Origin of the sequence: Clostridium sp. AWRP, assembly GCF_004006395.2 — a bacterium.
Lineage (GTDB): Bacteria > Bacillota > Clostridia > Clostridiales > Clostridiaceae > Clostridium_B.
In genome coordinates, this window is sequence record NZ_CP029758.2 from 817,956 (window position 1) to 838,578 (window position 20,623).

Consider the following 20,623-nt stretch of genomic DNA (forward strand, 5'->3'; position numbering starts at 1 on the left):
TATAAGATGAATAGTTATAAGGAAATAACAAATAAATATTTGAAACACAACAAAAAGAGGACAATGCTAACTATTTTAGGAGTAATACTTTCTGTGGCATTGATTACGGCAGTGGGATTATTTATTAAAAGTTTGCAAAATTCTTTTGTTGAAAGTGCTATAAAGCAAAATGGAAGTTATCACGTTAAGATTCAAAAAATGACTGCAGATGATTACAGCCAGTTAAAAGCTAATCCTAAAATTGAAAAAGTAGGTATTCAAGAAAAGTGGTTTGAAAGTAATTTAAAAGATGGAAAAAAGATTGAAATCAATAAATACAATAAATCTGCTTTAGAATTTTTACCTAAAAGCTATAATACAGTAAAAGGAAGGCTCCCTGAAAAAGAAGGAGAAATAGCAGTTGAAAACTGGGCGTTTAGTTATATGAAGGGTGACACTAAAATAGGAGATACTATAAAATTTAAGACAGATCAAGGAGAAGAAAAAAAATTCAAAATAACGGGAATTATTCAAAATCAGGCTGAAACTCAATACAACGGTACAGCTTTAGGTATGACTTATTCTACTATATTTAATATAGAAAAATCTGCAGTATATGTGAGCATATACAAAAAGGCAGGAATATCAAATACCGTATCAGAATTAAGTAATAAATTTAAAGACAACTGTATTTTAAATAAAGATCTATTGGACTATTCAGGTGAAGGTAGTAATGATTTAAATAAACAATTGTATGGTATAGCAGGTGTAATAATAGGTATAATTATAATAGCAACTATAGCTGTCATATATAATTCTTTTCAGATAAGTGTAATTGAGAGAATGAAGCAATTTGGACTTTTGAGAGCTGTTGGAGCGACACCAGCACAGATTAGAAAAATAGTTTTGAGGGAAGCATCCATAATAAGTGCAATAGGCATTCCACTTGGGCTTTTGTCTGGAATATTTGCAATGTTTGTAGTGAGCAAGATATTTAGTATAATGTCAGATACAGCGTTTAACAATTTAAAAATAGTAATTCCTTACTATGTGATTATTATAAGTGCATTAGTTGGAGTGCTTTCAATATATTTATCTGCATTTATTCCAGCAAGAGCTGCATCAAAGGTATCACCTTTAGTTGCTATAAGCAGCAGGACATCTATATCAAAGGAAAAGATAAGCAAAAAGAGGGGAAATATTTTAAAAAAATTTTTGAACATTGAAAGTTTAATGGCATTTAAAAATATAAAGAGAAATAAGAAAAAATTCAGAGTTACTGTTTTTTCAATGGTAATAAGTATAACACTTTTTATATTCTTTTCATCTTTTATAAATATGATGACAATTTTTACAGGTTCACAGTCTGAAGATGTAAAAATGAATTTTGAATTAATTGGTGTAGTTGATAAAAATGGAACAAGCTCCCTTAAAGAAAATATTATAAACAAAGTAAAGCAAAGTAAACTTGTAGATAAACAATACGTATCCTATGGAACTTATTCTTCCAGTATGTTGATTCCAAATGAAAAGAGAAATGATTACTTAGTCAAGAATGCACCTAAGACTTATAGTGATGTTACCTTTGAAAATAAAAAGATGAGTTCTATAACAACATTGTTTGATATTTATGATGATGACAAGATTAGAAGCATTAAAAGCTATATTAAATCTGGTAAAGCGGACACTTCAAATATGGCTGAGGAAAATGGTGTTGTCATAGTAAAGAATAGTATGTTATCTGTAAATAAAAAATACTATAATGGTTCAATTACTAATTTAAAAGTTGGAGATACTATTTATATTGATAAGAATATGATGTATAGACCAGTACAGGGAGAAGATTATATTGATAAGAACAAAAAGGAAAACGAAGAGTTTAATAAAGACAATATGATAAAGGTAAAAGTAGCAGCAGTAGTAGATGATGCACCATATCAATTTTATTCAGATAATATCAAACTTTTTCATATTATAATGACAAAAGATGTAATGAAGAATATTACTGGCAGACATTTAAATAAGATGCCTGTTAAAATATCTCAAATACGCTTAAGAGATAAAAAAGATGCAGATAAGTTTAATAGTTTTATTTCACCAATATGTGATAGAGAGGGAGTAAAGGCTATTGATATATCCAAACAAGCTGAAGCTGCTAGGGGAAATACGATGCAGCTTATGGTACTTATGTATGGATTTATAGCTGTAATTTCTCTAATAGGTGCAGTTAATATAATAAATACTATAACTACCAACCTGATTTTAAGAAAAAAAGAAATAGCATCTTTAAGTGCAATTGGAATGACTTATAAAAATATAAGGCAGATGATATTAAAAGAAGGAGTGCTATATGGACTATATGGTGCATTTTATGGGGGTATTGTAGGCAGCCTGTTATCTTATGCAGTATCATCACCTATGAGAAAAATTATTGATTTTAAGTGGAATATTCCATGGAATTTGATACTTGTGAGTGGATTAGCTGCAATATTTATAGGGTTAATATCTGTAATAAAACCTTTAGCTAGAATTAAAAGGGAAAATATAATAGATGTCATAAGACAAGAAGATTAAGTGTAATATATTATATAGGGTTTCTAGATTAAAAATTGGTTTGATATAGGCCATATGCTGCTAAATTTCGCTGAGAATTCCATAAATTAATCTTGTAGAAGGTGGTTATATGAGATTTGGTTTTATGTTTGCTATCGGACTTATTTGCGCTGCTATAATTATTATGGTTGTAAAAGATAGAAAGTCAAATAAAAAATAAAGATAGCAGATTGCTTCTCTAATTAAATATACAGTGCCATTGGCTGCAAATTTATAATTTACACGGATAACTATTGATAAGCACCAGATAAAAAAATATTTCATCTGGTGCTTATCAATTTGTGTATATAGCTAGACAAAGATCTTAGTTAGTGTATAGAATATATTTTAAAGATATATTATGGAGGTGCTAATTTGAATAAAATATTACTTCTAGAAGATGATGAAGCACTGGCACTTGGAATTGATTTTACTCTTCAAGATGAGGGGTATGAAGTGAAAAGGTGTTCCTGTGTTAGTGAAGCTAAAAAAATTTTTGACAGTGAAACTTTTGATATTGTTATATTAGATGTAATGTTACCAGATGGAAGTGGATATGATGTATGTAAATATATACGTAAAAAAAGTGAGATTCCAGTAATATTTCTAACTGCCTGCGATGAAGAAGTAAATGCTGTTTTAGGGCTAGATATAGGTGCGGACGATTATATAACAAAACCATTTAGAGTAAAAGAATTCATTTCTAGAATCAAGGCAATTTTGAGAAGAACGGAAAAAAACAATTCGGATAAGAGTGATATATTAAAATCCGAAAAAATTGTTTTAAATACAACCAAATTGGAGGCTTATAGAAATGGATGTGATATGTCCCTTTCTATGCAGGAATATAAATTGTTGCTACTTTTTATGACTAATCCCAAAAGAGTTATGAATAGGGAAGAAATACTAGATAAGCTTAGCGATGGAAGTGGAGATTACTTCGATACAAATACGCTTTCCGTATATATAAAGAGGATAAGAGAAAAAATAGAGGATGACTCTTCAAATCCTAAGTATATAAAAACAAAAAGAGGATTTGGATATGAGTGGGATTTGGAAGTTGAAAAGGAGTAAAACATGAGGGAGTATTATGAAAATCCGGAACTTAGGAAAAGTTCCTGTATTATATTGATTTTAGCTTTATTGTCAATACTCATAAGTTCTTATACTATTGATAAGAGTTATGAAAGAATAAAGGATAGTTATGTAGATAATAATGCAGCTGTTGTTGGTAAAATAGTAAAAATTCATCCTGAATTGAAAAATGAAGTTGTAACTATTGTAACGAAAAATAGCAGTGGAGAAGATATAAAAAGTGGAAGAAGAATATTGAAAGATTATGGATATAGCACAGAATTGAATATAGATTTGATGCCTCAATTGGAAAATAATTATAGAAATTTAATTAAAAGTTTACTTACTTCTATGGTTTGTTTTTTTGCAATAGTGTTTTTAACAAATGCTATTTTATATATAAGAATATATAAAAAACTTGAAAGACTTATACTAGCAGCAAAAAATATGTTGGATTATAATTTTGACATAAGAATTTATGAAAATGCGGAAGGTACTTTTGCAAAGCTTGCCTATGCTTTTGATAACATGAGGGTAATTTTAAAAAATAATTTTTCACAAATGCAGCACGAAAAAGATTTTTTAGTTAACACTCTGTCAGATATATCACATCAAATAAAAACTCCAATTTCATCCCTTATAATATATAACGATATACTTTTGAATAGAAAGATAGATGATAATAAGAGAATCGAATTTTTAGAAAATAGTAAAAATCAACTAAATAGAATCGAATGGCTTGTAAAAAGTTTACTCCAACTTGCAAAATTAGATGCAGGTGCAATAAAGTTTAAAATGATAAGTTTAGATATAAATAAAACTGTAATGGAATCTTTAAAATTTTTAGATATAAAAGCAGAAAGTAAGAATGTTAAACTCAATTTTTATCCTGGCAGGGATAAAATTATGTTAAAGCATGATCATAATTGGATAAGTGAAGCAATTGTAAATGTAATTAAGAATGCAATTGAACACACGAAGTCTGGTGGGGAAGTTAATGTGTTTACTGAAGTAAGTCAGGTTTGCACCAGGGTCATAGTTAAAGACAATGGAGAAGGAATACCGAAAGAAGAACTTAAACATGTTTTTGAAAGATTTTATAAGGGAAAGATGAATAAAAGCACTGAATCCATTGGAATTGGTCTTGCCCTTTCAAAATCTATAATCGATGGAAACGGTGGTATGATTGATGTAAAAAGTAAGATAGGTAAGGGAACTGTTTTTACTGTTACTTTTTTAAATACAAATTAAATATAGATTTTTTACGAGAACGTACATAGATTTGTGTAAATCAAATCTAGGTATGTTCTTTTTATGTATGTAGAACTGGTAATAGTGGTAATAATAAGTATAAATAATTTTTGAGAGGAGATCTAAATATGAATATACTGGAAGTACCAGACATTGATTTAAAAAAGGAATTAAAGAAGTGTAATAGTATGGAGGACTTAGTAGGTAAAAATGGACTTATGCAAAGGTTATTTGGAGGCATAATACAGCAGTTTTTAGAAGCAGAAATGGAAGAACACCTCGGAAGAGAAAAATATACAAGGCTGTCTGACGAAGATAAAAACTATAGAAATGGATATAGTTCTAAAAATATTAGGACCAGTTTTGGCCCGGTTAAAGTAGATGTACCAAGGGATAGAAAGTCTGAGTTCGAACCTAAGATAGTCAAGAAATATGAAACTGTTTGCAACGAACTTGATAAGAAAGTTATAGGTTTATATGCACGTGGTATGTCTGTAGATGATATAAAATCAGAGATAGATGAACTTTACGGAGTAGATATATCCCCTGCAATGATATCCAAAATTACAGATAAGGTTATGGATACAGCCCTAGCATGGCAAAATAGAGCTCTTGATCCAATGTATCCTATAGTATATATGGATGCCTTGTATTTTAAAGTCAGAGATGAACATAGAATTGTAAATAAAGCTGCCTATGTTTGTATGGCACTTGATGTAAAAGGCCATAAAGACATACTTGGAATATGGGTTGGCGAACAGGAAGGAGCAAAATACTGGTTATCTGTATGCAATGATCTTAAAAACAGGGGTGTTAAAGATATTTTAATAGCCTGTATGGACGGACTTAAAGGGCTTCCAGATGCAATCAAAGTAGTTTTTCCTGAAGTTAACATACAGAATTGTATAATACACCAGATAAGAAATTCTATAAAATATATACCTTCAAAGAATGTTAAGGCTTTTATGAAGGATTTAAAAGAAGTATATAAGGCAGTTAATGAAACAATGGCAAGTCAGGCATTACAATCACTGAATGATAAATGGGGAGATAAGTATCCTATAGTTATACAGTCATGGCAAAATAACTGGGAAAATCTATCTACATATTTTGATTTCCCTCAAGATATAAGAAAAATAATATATACAACTAATGCTCTGGAAGGTTTCAACAGACAACTTAGGAAATTCACTAAGGTAAGGACGGTATTTCCTACAGACGATTCCCTTCTAAAAGCTCTATACCTGGCAACCGAGCAGATAATGCTTAAATGGACGGCACCTTCTTCAAACTGGGCAAATACACTGGCTCAATTAACCATAATGTTTAAAGATAGAATAGAGCCATATATATAAAGATAAAGCCTGTACTATTTTGTATAAAGATGAATAATAATAGTATTATTGCTAACAATACTATTATTAGAAAGCTAAATCACACTATTATTAGTTATTTCCTAAAAAATAAAAATTACTACAGGAATTTAATCCTATAGTAATTTCCAAATAAATTTTATCCCGTCTATTCTATTTTACACAAATCTATGGATGCTCCCTTTTTTACTTATAGACTTTATGTTTACTCTGATATATTTTTCAATCCTTCAATATCCTTAATATGAAAAGATGATCTGTTAAAATCAATAAGTCCCTCATCTCTCATATGACACATTTCCCGTGAAAGGGAAGGCCTTGAAACATTTAAAAATTCAGCTAATTCATTTCGCTTTAAGGGAAGTTTGAAAGTACTTTTTCCTGATTTTTTATATTGTTCTATTAAAAAGGTACTTATTTTACCTCTCAAGTTTTTGATATTTAAATATTCTACATGTTTGTTTAGCACTAGCGCCCTATTGGATATAATTTTAAACATATTACGGATAAGTGTACGATGCCATGGGCACATGTTTTTACATTCACCTATAATTTTTTCGCCAGGTAAAAATAGAACTGTACACTTATCTTGAGCTTCAACGGTAGCAGGAAGTACAGATTTCCCTGAAAAAACGGCCATTTCGCCAAACATGTCTCCTGGATTCAAATTTGTCATAAACATTCTGTTTCCTGCAGCATTTTCCTTTACTACAACAGCTTTCCCAGCTATTATAATTCCAACGCTTTTAAATTTATCTCCACTTATAGCAATCAAATCATTTTTCTTAAATTGACTGATTTTAGGTTTAATGCAATTTAGCATGACAGTAATATCTTCTTTGGTAATATCTTGAAATAGGCTAATTTTTGATAATATCTCTACATATTTTTCAAACATATAATCACCTTTAATTTGGTAACAGAGGATACCGATTTATTACCATTATTATATTATACTCATCTCATAAAAGCAATTAAAAAATAATAAGGTTATGGGGTGTAAATATGGATAATATGTTTTGTTTTCAATGTGAGCAAACTGCTTGCGGAAGTGGATGTACAAAAGTAGGAGCATGTGGCAAGCAGCCTGATGTTGCAAATAAACAGGATAAGCTTACATGCAAACTTATAGAACTTGCCTATGCTGCTGAAGGAAAAAATAGAGATAAAGTTGCAGATGAAGTTATGATGGAAGGTTTGTTTTCAACTGTTACTAATGTAAATTTTGATGTATCAAGGATTGATCAAATTATAAATACCGTAGAAGTACAAAGTGAAAAATTTGAAGCTGATAGCAAGTTTCATTTTGATGTACTTTGGGATGGAGATACTGATATTGTATCCCTTCGATCTACACTTATTTTTGGAATTCGTGGTATGGCAGCGTATGCATATCATGCCTATAAGCTTGGTAAAAAAGACGAAGAAGTTATGGATTGGTTCTATAAAGGTATGAGAGCAGTTGGGGGAACGCATTCAGTAGAAGAGTGGTTAAATATTTTAATGGAATTTGGCGGTGTCAACTTAAAGTGTATGGCATTATTAGATGAAGCTAATACATCTGCTTATGGACAACCAACTCCTGTAAAAGTGACTACAAATGTTGAAAAAGGTCCATTTATAGTTATTACAGGTCATGACTTATATGATTTAAAGATGCTCCTTGAACAGACAGATGGGAAAGGGATAAATATATACACTCATGGAGAAATGCTACCTGCACATGGATATCCTGAGCTTAAAAAATATAAACATTTAAAGGGAAACTTTGGTACTGCATGGCAGAACCAGAGAAAAGAGTTTGACAATATTCCTGCCCCTATATTGTTTACAACTAATTGTCTTGTACCTCCAAAGGAAAATTATTCAGATAGAATATTTACTACAGATGTTGTAAAATTCCCTGGACTTAAACATATTACGGCAGATGAAAATGGAAGAAAAGATTTTAGTGAAATCATAAATAAAGCACTTGAACTTGGTGGATATACTGAAGATAAGAATTTTACAGGTATAAATGGTGGAAGTGTTCTCACAACTGGATTTGCCCATGATGCAGTGCTTGGTGTGGCAGATAAAATAGTAGAAACAATTAAAAATGGAGGAATCAAGCACATATTCCTGGTAGGAGGCTGTGATGGAGCAAAACCTGGAAGAAACTATTATACTGAATTTGTGAAAAAAGCGCCAAAAGATAGTCTTATATTAACTCTTGCCTGTGGCAAATATCGTTTTAATGATTTGGATTTAGGAGATATTCAAGGTATTCCACGTATTATTGATGTTGGCCAGTGTAATGATGCTTATTCTGCTATACAGATTGCTTTAGCACTTGCAAATGTATTTAAATGTGGAGTAAATGATTTACCTCTTACACTAGTACTGTCATGGTATGAACAAAAAGCTGTATGTATATTGCTTACTTTATTGTCCCTTGGAATCAAAAATATTTATGTAGGACCTTCTATTCCGGCATTTTTCTCATCAAATGTGTTGAATGTTTTAGTTGATAAATTTAGCATAAAGCCTACTACAACAGTAGATGATGATTTGAAAGCTATATTGAAATAAGATAGACTTTCTATATAGGGGTTCTAAACAAAAAATCAACTTATGCTCCGAATATTTTTTACAAACACAAGCACGGTTAAATATTTTGATAAGTCTAAGCAGAAAATTTATAAAAACCTAAGGACTTTTGAAAACTCGTACCTCAAACAATTCAAAAGTCCTAAGTTTTTTTATAAATTTTCCACTAAGACTTATATACAAAATATTTAAATGTGCTTATTTATTGTAAAAATATTTCTATGTATAAGTTGATTTTTAAGTTATAAAACATATATTTGTATTTTACAACCTGCATCAGGATGCTTGTTTGATGAAACCTTAAAGTGTAAAGAAAAAATATATACAATGTAAATATGGAAAATTCATGTTATAATTTTAGAAGTTAGATATGGAGGTTTTATTAATGGGTGAAAGACTATTGATAGTTGAAGACGATGAGGCAATTGCAAACATATTAAAGGAGCACCTTGAAAAGGAAGGGTATGAAGTTAATTGGGCATCAAGTGGCAAAGAGGGGCTAGAAGACTTTAAGACATATGAATTTGCACTTGTAATGATAGATATAATGCTTCCCGAAATGGATGGTTTTACTCTTTGTAAGAATATAAGATGGATAAATGAAGATATACCTGTGATGATAGTAAGTGCGAAGCAAACAGATATGGATAAAGTAAAGGGATTAAAGCTTGGTGCAGATGATTATATAACAAAACCTTTTAGTTTGCTTGAAGTTTCCGCAAGAATTCAAGCGCATTTAAGAAGGTATAAAAAGGTAGATAGAGAATCTACTACAAATGGAATATTAAAATTTAAAAATAGACTTATTATAATACCTGAGGAAAAAAAGGTTACTGTAAATGAAAAAGAAATTCAAATGACTATAAAAGAATTTGAACTTTTAAGTCTTATGGCACAAAACCCAAACAAAGTGTTTTCAAAAGAAGAATTATATCATCATATATGGGAAAGTATGGATGTTGAGGGTAACAATACTGTAACTGTACACATAAAAGAACTTAGAGAAAAAATAGGAGATAGTAGTAAAAATCCTACTTTTATAAAAACTGTATGGGGGGTAGGCTATAAGTTTATAGGAGAAAAAATTGTATAGAGATATAAGTATATAATTACAGCTTTAAAAGTAAAAAATCAGTAGGAGGATAACTATGAACAAGATAATTAACATATGTTTTTCAGAAAGTGCAGAAGGAAGTTTTAAGCATGCTATTAGTACTAAAATACTTCAAGGTAATCAAGAGGTAATATTTTTCCTTGATGATCTTTCACAGGGATCTATAAAAGATGGAATAAATATTGAGAAAAGAATCAATTGGTATAATACTTTTATGAGAGAAAATCAATTTAAACCAGTTGTTGATTATGATATAGATGATTTAAAAGAAAATTATAGTACATTTCATGGTGAAATTTCTAAAGTAGATGCTAGTGATATTTTATATTTATGGTATGGATCTAGTAGAGAGTTTTGTGGAATGTTATATGCTTTAGATATTTTAAAGGATAGAAATTTAGATATATATTTAATAAATGTAAAAGACACAGTTATTAAACGTAAAAAAATTGAATTTAAAGCAATGTCTACTGGAGAAATTATACCAGAAAATATAGAAAAGTATGCAGCAGCTAAAAGAAAGTTGAATTTAAATGAATATAGAGAGCTTCTTGATAAATGGGAATTACTAAAAAAAGATAACTCCATATTACGTGTTATTAAAGATGGAAAGTTAGAAAGTGTAGATGAAAATTATTTTGACATAGATATACTAAAATATACCCCAAAAGAATTTAGAAATCTCATAAGAACAATAGGAGATGTATTAGGCAAAAGTGAAGAAAGAATTTCGGATGAGTATATATTTTGGAGAATAAAAGAATTAATAAAAACAGGGAAAATAGAACATAATGGTAAATTTGAAGTTATAGGAATGAAAATAAAAATAACTGAAGAAGGATTAAAATATTTAGATAGTGACAAAGATGCCATGAGGATTTGGGAAGAGGATAGAAAAGAATCAGAAGAGGAAGAAGAGATTAGAAACAAATATAGACAGCAAGGTATAATGAAAGAAAGAATAGATATGGCAAAAAAATTAAAAGATGTTTTAGATGATAAAACTATAGCAGAAAAAACAGGTTTAAGTATAGAACAAGTTAAAAGCTTGGAGGAAAATTATGGATTATAAGATTATTCTGATACTTGCAGCAGCAGGATTTATAATATGGATAGTTACTGATATAAGCCAAATACGAAGTGAAAATATGAGAATGAATGCAACTTTGAATAGGATTGCTAGAAAAATAGGAGCATTTGACACATTAAAGGATGAATTAAAAAAGCTTATTTTAGAGAATGAAAGAATTAAAGCAATTAGATTGTATAGAGAGTCTACAGGATGTGGGTTAGTTGAAGCTAAGGAATATATTGATAGGTTAAAGGAAGAACTAAATAAGGAGCAAGATAAGTATGAATAATATAATCAATATGTGTTTTTCAGAATGTACAGGAGCAATATTTAAAATTGCCATTAAGATGGGTGAACTGCCAGAAAATCAAAAAGTAATAGTTCTTTCTGATGATCTTTCACATGGACCTATAAAAGATGAAGTAGACATTGAAGAGAGAATTAATTGGTGGAGTACTGTTGATGAAGATGAGTATTTTGCTAATTATGGCGTGGAGGATTTAAAAGAAAATTATAATACATTTCACGATGAAATTTCTAGAGTGGGGAATAGTGATATTTTATATTTATGGTATGGTTCTGGGCAAGAAATCTGTGGAATGTTATATGCTTTGGAACTTTTAAAGGATAGAAAATTGAATGTATACTTAATAAATGTAACAGATACAATTGTTAAACATAAGGATAGTGTGTATTTTGTTAGGAGTGCTGGACAAATTAATCCAGAAGATATAAAGAAATATGCTGAAGTAAAGCAAAAACTGGATTCAAATAAATATGAAGAATTACTAAGTGCATGGGAATTATTAAAAAAAGATAATTCTGTGCTGCGTGTTTTGAAAAATAAAAAAATAAGAAGTGAAGATAAAAATTATTTTGATATAGATATATTAAAATATACCCCAAAGGAATTTAGAAAATCAGCTAGAATTGTAGGATCGGTAATGGGAAATAGTGAGGTAGAAATTTCTGATGAGTATATATTCTGGAGAGTGAAAGAATTAGTTAAGTACGGTAAAATTGATTACAGAGGCAAATTTGGTATTATGAGAAAAATGGAAATAAGGATAGCAGAGAACGGATTAAAGTATTTAAGTACTGATTCAAAGGCTGAGAATGTTTGGAAAAGTAATGAAAAACCTTTAGATATGGAAGAATATACAATAAATCAATATATAGAAGAAGGTAGATTAGAAGAGAAAGTAAATATAGCAAAGAAATTGAAAGATGTGTTGAATGTAAAAATTATAGCAGAAAAAACAGGTTTAACTATAGGACAAGTTAAAAATTTAAAGTAAAATTGAGTTACTAACCAGCTTTTAACAAAATATAAAAAGTTGTATCAAAATGTGTATTTTTGCAGGGTGATATGGCTTTTTTCTTAATTATAAAGAAATTATTAAGTTTTACAAAGAAATAAAAAGTATTTGTATAATGATATTGTACAGGTTAGGAGAAAGATATGAAATTAAAAAAGTGGCTTATATTATCTCATTTAGCAGTTATGCTGACACCTATAATTTTAGCTTTAATCTTGTTTGTAATTATAAATAGTTACAATAAAAATACACAGGTTATGAATTATATATCTACCATGAGCAAATTTAAGGCATACGAGAAAGTACTTGATGATCCTAATATATACGATGGCAGCTCTTTAGTAAATAAAAAATTTGTAATGGATAAAGATAAGAGTTCTGCCGCAATAGAAGTATACAATGCAATGGGTCAGCAGATATATTCCTCAGATGATAACATGTTAGGCTATATTGACAAAAGTGAACTTTATTCTGATCTATATAAAATACAAACAGGGACTAAAGCTAATACCTTGAAAATGCCTGTATTTAAAGATAACATATTAGTTGGTTTTTATAAAATAGTTATGACAAGAGATGACTTTATTCAAGCTGTAAATTATAGGACTGTTTTAGTTATTTTATGTTTCATATTTATGGTTTTAATTGTATTCGCATTAGTAGTAATTCTTTTAAATAAAAAATTTAATAAGCCTATCAAACTTTTAATAGAAGGCATGAACAAATTTGCTGTTGGGGATGAAGATAATTTAGATTACAAATGTAGTGATGAAATAGGAGAACTTATAAACCGCTTTAATAATATGAAAAATGATATTGAAGAGAAAAGAAAAACCATAGAACTTCAGCAAAAATCTAAGGAGTACATGATATCTGCAATATCCCATGATTTAAAAACGCCACTTACTGCAATAAGAGCTTATGCAGAGTCAATGGAATGTGAAGAAGATCTGGATATGAAAGATTTAAAAAATAAAGTTTCTATTATACTTCACAAAAGTGATTATATGAAAAATATGATAGACGATCTAATGATGTACAATCTTCTTACAACAGATTATAAAATGAAGTTTGTGGAACTTGAAGGATCAGAATTATTTGAAATGCTCTTTTCAGGGTATGACAAGCCCTGTGAAAAAAAGAAAATAAAACTTACTTTAAATATAGAAGTAAATGGTAAGTACAATGTAGATGTGAGACAAATGACAAGGGTAATAGATAACTTAATGGCAAATGCACTTAGATATACAAAAGAAGGAGGAGCCATATATATGGGAGCATTTTCACCTGATAAGGAACTTCCTAATTGGCTTGAAATTAATTTCAAAAAGGAGATAAAAATCTGGAAAGAAAAAAGACTCTTTATTTTAATCAAAAATGAAGGAAGTGGAATTAAAGATAAGGAAAAGGAAAAAGTATTTATGCCATTTTATCAAAGTGATGACTCTAGAACTAAAAATATGTGGAAAGGTGTAGGGCTTGGATTAAGTATTGTACAACTTGTAATACAAAAACATGGTGGTGAAGTAAAAGTATTTTCAGAAGAAAGCAGTACTGTTTTTATATGTGCTATACCTATGATTAAAAATTAAATAGATATTGAAGGGAGAAATCTATTATGAAAAAGAAAATTATAGCAATGTTGACTATGGGAATATTAACAGTAGGTATATTTAGTGGATGTGATGGACTAAAAAAGGATACTATAATACCAGGAGATGTTATAAGTAAGGCTGTGACTGCCTATGAAAAGCCTAAATCCTATTACGGAGAGGCAAAGATGGAGAATTATGAAAATGGCAAGGCGGTTATGAATGGTACTATAAAGGAATGGACAGACAATTCAAACAATAAAATAAGAAGACGTATAGAAGTTGACAACGAATCAGGTAAAATGGTATCTACAAGTGATGGAGGCAAAATGCTCATATACATGGAAAAAGAAAAAAAGGCAATGACTATGAAAACAGATGGCGATTTGACTGACAACAGTGTTGATTATAAATCTCAACTTATGAGGGAACTTAATGCAATATCGAAAACTCATACTTTGATTTATAAAGGTGAGGAGACTGTAAATGGATTTAAAACTTACCACATATTTGCTAAACCAAAACATGAAAAGAGTTTAATAGGAGAAGTTAATTTTTGGATAGATAAGGACAATTGGTTTTTGGTAAAAAATACGTCGGAAAATGCTAATACCAAATCAAGTATGGAGTATACAAAGCTTGATTTTTCACCTAAGTTTGATAATAGCTTATTTACCCAAAAGCTCCCTTCTGATGTTAAGATAGAACAGATTGATGAAAAAGTTAATCAAAATAAAATTGATATGAAGCAAGCAGAAAAGATAGCAGGAAAACCTATACTAACTTTAAATGAAAAGTCCGGATATAAATTGAAAAGTATTACCTACTTGGATGCCAAGGCAGTTAAGCACAAAGAGATAAATCAGACCTATGAAAAAAATGGAGCAGAAGCCTTAGTTCTTACAACTATCATTTTTAATGATAACAAAATACCCTCTAAAAAAGATGATTTAAAACTTGATGGAGAAAAAGATATTACTATAAGAGGTAAAAAGGGAACTTCTATGGAGGATACTATAAAAAGTATATCATGGAGTGAAGATGGCTTTAATTATGATATGCTCATACAAGATCCTTCTATGAAGATGGAGCAGGCAAAGAAAATAGTAGAGAGCTTGGAGCATTCCAAGTAAAAAATAAACAGAGACAAGGGATAAATTATACCCCTTGTCTCTATTTCAATGACTTGTAAGAAATTTAAATTATGAGTAAGGTGGCGGCTGTAATAGGAACTAAAAGCATTGCAACCTTTAATATTGGTATAGGTACTCTTTTTGTAAATTTAGCACCTATATAGGAACCTGTTATTGTACCTACTACTACTTCAATGAGGAGATGCATGTCTAAATACCCTAAGTGATAATATCCTGCTCCTCCAGCTAGAGCAATAGGTATAATTACCATCATAGTAGTACCTACAGATTGACGTACTGACATACGTAGAATAAACATCAATCCGATTTGTATAAAACAAGCGGACCCTATGCCAAACAAACCTGAAATGGACCCTGTAACAAGTCCTATTCCACAGGCACGTATCCAGAAACTCATGCCATTAGGTAAAGAATTTTTATCTTCAGAAGAATGTCTCTTTTCTATAATAAACATACGAATCCATAAAATTAAGGCTGACAAATATAACATTCCTGAAGTCATCCATTTTAATTCACTAGCAGGTATAATTGCAGAGAAATTAGAGCTAGTCCAAGAGCCAATAGCTCCGAAAATTCCTACGGCAAGTCCCACTTTTAGTACAGCGTCACCTTCTCTATAGTGGCTAAAAGCTCCAGATATAGATGAAAAAATCATTGCAGCTAAAGCAGTCCCAAGGGACACATGAATGGTAAATCCAAAAATTACAGTCAAAATGGATATTATAAATCCAGAACCACCTGCCCCTACAAATCCAAGTGTAATTCCAACTATGAACATTACAAGTATTATCTGTACTGCCAACGTCATTCCTTCTTTCAAAGTAAATATTCAAAAAACTTAACATAATGTTTGCATTATACCATATTTTAGACGTAATATTAAAGTATGTAATATAACTAAACGATTATTAAAAAGATGATAATTATATTAGGCATTTGAAAGAAAATAGGCTAGCATACTGACTAGTTATTTCTTTGAAAATGCCTTAAGTATAAATTGCTAATAGTTTTAGACCTAGAAACGGAAGGTGTTAATATATGATTGAGTGGTACAAACGCTCCTGGAGTGAAATAGTAAAGGAATTAAATAGTAACACATACTATGGACTTGATGAAGATCAAATTAGCCCTCTTAGAGAAAAGTATGGGAAAAATCACATTGTTATGCCGGATAGTAAAAGTTTGTTTCATCTTACTATGGTGCAGTTTAAGGAAATATGGGTTATATCTTTAATTTTATGCACTGCCATATTTTTCTGTTTAGGTATGTTTATACAGACATCTTTGTCTCTGGTTATAATATTTTTAAATATTTTTGCTGTAGCATTAGAACAATATAAGGAAGAGAGAAATTTTAAAGAGCTGAGGAAATTAAATTTTGGAACAGCCAGGGTAATAAGAGAAGGAAGAACTATGAGGATACCTTTTGAAGAATTGGTAGTAGGAGATATAGTTATAGTTGAACAGGGCCAATTAATACCAGCTGATATGAGAATTATAGAAAGCAATGATTTAAAAATAGATGAATGCTCCGTTACAGGAGAAAGCTTTATATCGGAAAAATATGAATCTAAAATAGGTGATAATGAACTGACACTTTCGGATATGAAAAATATACTATTTAAATCATCTTCCGTTGTTTCAGGAGATGGTACAGGGATAGTTATAGCTGTGGGAATGGATACTCAAGTAGCTAATATGGTAAAACTTTTACTGAAAGAAGAAGCGGACAGGAAATCTTTTGGTTTTAGGCTCAATAAGATTTTTAATACATTTAGTAAAATTTTAATTTTTGGCCTTTTAATTGCTGGAGGAATATCTAATTACATATTTCATCACGAAATTTATTATAGCTTAAGGAGAGTGGCAAATGTATATTTACTCTCCTTGCCTCAGACATTCTCAGTAATAATTTTACTTATGGGAATTATTTTATTTAAAAATCTGGAAAAAAGGAATATAAATTTTAAAGATTTATCTAGCGTAGAAAAACTTTCAGAAATATCAACTGTCTGTACAGATAAAGTTGGGGCTTTTTCTAAAAATAAAATGGATATTGTAAAAGCTTATGGAAGTACTGGATTTATTGATATTAGTGAGGAATCTTTAGAGGATGGCATACATGAAAGTTTGTATAGAATGATGCATATAGGTCTTCTATGCAATGATGTTAAGTCTATAAATGGCAACATAGAAAATTCTAGAGAACATTTAGTAGAACAGGCTCTTATAAAATTTTGCCAACAAAATGGAATGGATAAGAAAGATTTAGACAGAAGACATAAGAGAATATTTCAAATTTTATTTGATAGTGAAAGACGTATAATGACAACTGTAAATAGAATGGATGACAAATATAGAGCTCATGTAAAGGGAGCAACTGATTCTATTGTAGATAGATGTACACATATGATGAAAAATGGTGTAGAAGTTGAGATAACAGAAGAAGATATAAAAGCTATAAAAGATGCAGATATTAGTATGGCTAATGATTGCCTTTATGTGGTAGCATTTGCCTATAGAAATTTCAACTATGAACCAAGTCCTAAAGAAAATATTGAGAGTAATTTAGTTTTTGTGGGGTTAATTGGGTTTGATAATATGCTCAAGGAAAATGCAGTAAATTCTATAAAGAAGGCTCTTTCACTTTCCATTAAACCTATTATAATCACAGAAGATAACAAACTTACAGCTTTATCTGTAGGAAAAAAGCTAAATTTTGTATCTAGGCTTTCACAAATAATTTCTGGTGTGGAGATAGATAATATGAAAGATGAAGAATTTGAACGCATAGGAGGAAAAGTTAGTATTTTTTCTATGATAAATTCTAAGCATAAAGTAAAGATAGTTAAGACTTTAAAAAGTTATGGATATATAACTGCTATAACTGGATGGAAGCTAACGGATTTGCCTGCACTTAAAATGTCTAATGTTGGAATAACTAATACTAAAAGCAACATAGTAAAAAAATTATGTGATATATTTACAGAAAACATGGATTTTATGAGTATTATAGATACCATAGAAGATTCAAGAAAAATTATGCATATGATTAAAAAAATGATTGTTTATATCATAAGTTGTAGTACTGGTTTTTTTGTGTTTTTGATGATAAGTTTGCTATTCGACCTTAATATTCCGAATAATATGATTGTGGAGTCACTCTGCTTCAACAGCGTACTTGTGTTTTTATCATCCCTAGCTCTTATGTATCAGTACAAGGAAGAAGAAGGAGACTATGATACGTATACTATTGATAAAGATATAATTAAAGAAAACGTGAGTTTTATTGTTTTTGGAGGATTTTTAATGGGGGTTTTAGCATTTGGAGTTTTCTACTTTGCTAATATACAAAAAAATAAATTTCCGCTATTTACTTCTATTTCGTTACTAAATACCTGTGCTGTGTTGTTTGTATACAGCTTTTCAAATGAAAAATTCTTCAATAATCTATATTCAAATGCAATTGTAATTATAAATGTTATTGTTCAGTTGATTGGTATATTAGTTTTAGGAAACTTTCAAATTTTATTTGACATAAATTACTGGAAGATATTTTTAATTGGCACTGTCATTTGGTTTATATTTTGTATGGTCTACAAATTTAGTAAAAATGAGTATGTTTAACCTGTTATTTTTTGGATAATATAAAGTAACAGGAGGTGGATTTTTTGACTTTATTATGTTATGATTATTACTACAATAGGTTAAGGAAGATATGAAAAGACCATTGGTGTTTTACTCTATCTCCTTGGCGTTAGGGTCTTTATCTGCTTTAGTATTTTTAGATAATGTTTTTATAGCTGCAGCAATAGCAGCTTCTTTTTTTATAACAATGTTTTATACCTTAAAAATTAAATTTTGTATTTTAAATGCTATTTTTTTTATTTTTGGAGTGGCAAGTTTCAATATGTATTTTAATATACGGCTTCAAAATCCTTCTCAAATTAGGGTAGTGGAAAAGAAAAACTACTATTTTATAGGAGATTGTAGAGGAAGAAAAATTATTTTGGAAAATAAATTGGATAAGTTAAAGGAAGGAGAAAATATAAAGGTATATGGCAATTTTAAAAGAGAATTAAATGCACAAAAAGGTATAATAGGTACTTACTATATAGAAAAATATGAGACTGGAAAACAAGATTTTATATATTCCATATATAAATTTAAAAGAAATATATATGAAAAATTTAAAAAAGTAATAGGTGAAGAAAGAGCAGCTCTTGTTATGGCATTATGCTATGGTGAAACTTCATATATTAGTCAAGATGAAATGCAGAAGTTTCAAAAACTTGGAGTAATTCACGCAGTAAGTGTATCAGGTTTTCATATGGCCATAATATATCAGGTATTGGAGAGTATAGTAGGACTTAAAATAGCTGTGATTGTATCAGCACTTTATGTATTTTTTACGGGTATGGCAGCTGCAACTATGAGATCATTTATAATGATACTTTTATTTAAATTGTCAAAAATATTGTTTAAAGAATATGACAGCATATCTTCTCTCAGCTTGTCAGCTCTGCTTTTAATAGCTGTAAGACCATATTATGTAGTGGATTTAGGATTTGACCTTTCTTTTTTAGCAACTCTTGGAATACTTCTGTACAATAGGAAAATTTATAGAAAACTTTTTATGCTTCCACAAAAATTGGCCTCTAGCATGAGTTTAACTTTTAGTTCTCAAATATTTACTCTACCCTATATTGCATTTACAATTCAAAATTTTAGCTGGGGATTTATGCTTGGAAATTTATTTTTGCTTCCCCTTTTTTCAATTATAGTTGTTTTAGGAAATGCTGCACTTTGTATATGCTTTGTAGAACCTTTATTTAAATTATTGTGTAAAGCTATGGAAGTTATTTTTACTGCCATAGATGGTGCCAACATGGCTGTTTTGAAACTATGTCCTGAAATTATATATTTAAAGTATATAGACGGACTTGCATTTATTGCAGTATTTGTAAGCTTCCTAATGTATAAAAAGGGACATAAAAAATTAAAATATGTTCCAATAGTATGTCTTATTTTAGCGTTTTTAGGAGTTTATGCACCATTTATGAATATAACTTTCATAAATAATGACAATGGAAAGGCCGCAATTATAAAACATGGAATAGATAAAGTTATGATATGCAGCTATGATGACTTCCATTCCAGTTGGATAACAAATATAAAAGACGATCAGTATATAGGAAAAGTAATAACCAACCCCATAAAAAACTTTACCTATATAATAAATAGTAGTTCCTATTTAAAGATAGATGATGATATAAATTCCAAACTTCATGTAAAAAATAAGGAAATCCAAATTTTATTTGATGATGGAAATAAAAATGATACTGAAGTTTTTAATAGAAACAAGTGCATATTTATTCCTAGAATTAAATCTAAAAATAAAAATTCAACTAAAAAGTATGAGAATCCACTAGAAGGCAGTACTTCTTATGTTATAATATTTAATATGATTTTTAAAATACCTACAATATGCGATTAAAATGGAAGTGAGTAAAA

Annotated in this window: 15 protein-coding genes; 13 read left to right on the forward strand and 2 right to left on the reverse strand. The window is 29.6% G+C overall.

From position 1 onward, the window contains the following. Positions 1-6: 6 nt before the first annotated feature. The 4 genes from DMR38_RS03685 (at position 7) to DMR38_RS03700 (ending at position 6,251) form a co-directional block, all read left to right on the forward strand. Complete coding sequence (locus DMR38_RS03685; protein ID WP_127720044.1) at positions 7-2,553, forward strand: FtsX-like permease family protein; 2,547 nt, start codon at positions 7-9, stop codon at positions 2,551-2,553. A gap of 393 nt (positions 2,554-2,946) precedes the next feature. Then, positions 2,947-3,645 (forward strand): response regulator transcription factor, encoded by a 699-nt coding sequence (locus DMR38_RS03690; RefSeq protein ID WP_127720045.1) that lies wholly within the window; start codon positions 2,947-2,949, stop codon positions 3,643-3,645. A gap of 3 nt (positions 3,646-3,648) precedes the next feature. Next, entirely contained in the window at positions 3,649-4,896 is a 1,248-nt protein-coding gene (locus DMR38_RS03695) for a HAMP domain-containing sensor histidine kinase (RefSeq protein WP_127720046.1), read from the forward strand. A gap of 128 nt (positions 4,897-5,024) precedes the next feature. Beyond that, a complete protein-coding gene (locus DMR38_RS03700; protein ID WP_127720047.1) occupies positions 5,025-6,251 on the forward strand; it encodes an IS256 family transposase in 1,227 nt (408 codons plus the stop codon). Positions 6,252-6,474: 223 nt separating this feature from the next. Here the strand turns inward: DMR38_RS03700 and DMR38_RS03705 are convergent, their stop codons facing one another. Continuing rightward, complete coding sequence (locus tag DMR38_RS03705; RefSeq protein WP_127720048.1) at positions 6,475-7,167, reverse strand: Crp/Fnr family transcriptional regulator; 693 nt, start codon at positions 7,165-7,167, stop codon at positions 6,475-6,477. Between the two features lie 107 nt (positions 7,168-7,274). On the opposite strand from DMR38_RS03705, the gene hcp reads away from it, so the two are divergent. The 7 genes from hcp (at position 7,275) to DMR38_RS03740 (ending at position 15,088) form a co-directional block, all read left to right on the forward strand. Then, positions 7,275-8,840: a hydroxylamine reductase gene (gene hcp / locus DMR38_RS03710; protein WP_127720049.1), complete on the forward strand. Its 1,566-nt coding sequence runs from the start codon at positions 7,275-7,277 to the stop codon at positions 8,838-8,840. 403 nt (positions 8,841-9,243) lie between these two features. Next, positions 9,244-9,951 (forward strand): response regulator transcription factor, encoded by a 708-nt coding sequence (locus DMR38_RS03715; RefSeq protein WP_127720050.1) that lies wholly within the window; start codon positions 9,244-9,246, stop codon positions 9,949-9,951. A 55-nt stretch (positions 9,952-10,006) separates the two neighbouring features. Then, positions 10,007-11,044, forward strand: coding sequence for a DUF1835 domain-containing protein (locus DMR38_RS03720; protein WP_127720051.1), 1,038 nt, complete (start codon positions 10,007-10,009; stop codon positions 11,042-11,044). Continuing rightward, positions 11,034-11,333, forward strand: a complete 300-nt coding sequence (locus tag DMR38_RS03725) for a 50S ribosomal protein L7/L12 (protein WP_127720052.1) — start codon at positions 11,034-11,036, stop codon at positions 11,331-11,333. Before DMR38_RS03720 ends, DMR38_RS03725 begins: the two co-directional genes overlap by 11 nt. Beyond that, entirely contained in the window at positions 11,326-12,342 is a 1,017-nt protein-coding gene (locus tag DMR38_RS03730) for a DUF1835 domain-containing protein (protein WP_127720053.1), read from the forward strand. Before DMR38_RS03725 ends, DMR38_RS03730 begins: the two co-directional genes overlap by 8 nt. Positions 12,343-12,506: 164 nt before the next feature. Next, entirely contained in the window at positions 12,507-13,955 is a 1,449-nt protein-coding gene (locus tag DMR38_RS03735; RefSeq protein ID WP_127720054.1) for a HAMP domain-containing sensor histidine kinase, read from the forward strand. Positions 13,956-13,981: 26 nt separating this feature from the next. Next, a complete protein-coding gene (locus tag DMR38_RS03740) occupies positions 13,982-15,088 on the forward strand; it encodes a hypothetical protein (RefSeq protein WP_127720055.1) in 1,107 nt (368 codons plus the stop codon). 64 nt (positions 15,089-15,152) lie between these two features. Here the strand turns inward: DMR38_RS03740 and DMR38_RS03745 are convergent, their stop codons facing one another. Then, entirely contained in the window at positions 15,153-15,929 is a 777-nt protein-coding gene (locus tag DMR38_RS03745) for a sulfite exporter TauE/SafE family protein (protein WP_243124431.1), read from the reverse strand. Between the two features lie 218 nt (positions 15,930-16,147). On the opposite strand from DMR38_RS03745, the gene DMR38_RS03750 reads away from it, so the two are divergent. Together DMR38_RS03750 and DMR38_RS03755 are read left to right on the forward strand one after the other, a co-directional pair. Continuing rightward, positions 16,148-18,736: a cation-transporting P-type ATPase gene (locus DMR38_RS03750; protein ID WP_127720057.1), complete on the forward strand. Its 2,589-nt coding sequence runs from the start codon at positions 16,148-16,150 to the stop codon at positions 18,734-18,736. Between the two features lie 91 nt (positions 18,737-18,827). Beyond that, positions 18,828-20,606 carry a ComEC/Rec2 family competence protein gene (locus tag DMR38_RS03755; RefSeq protein ID WP_127720058.1) on the forward strand — a complete coding sequence of 593 codons (1,779 nt, stop codon included), beginning with the start codon at positions 18,828-18,830 and terminating at the stop codon, positions 20,604-20,606. The last annotated feature ends 17 nt before the right edge of the window (positions 20,607-20,623 follow it).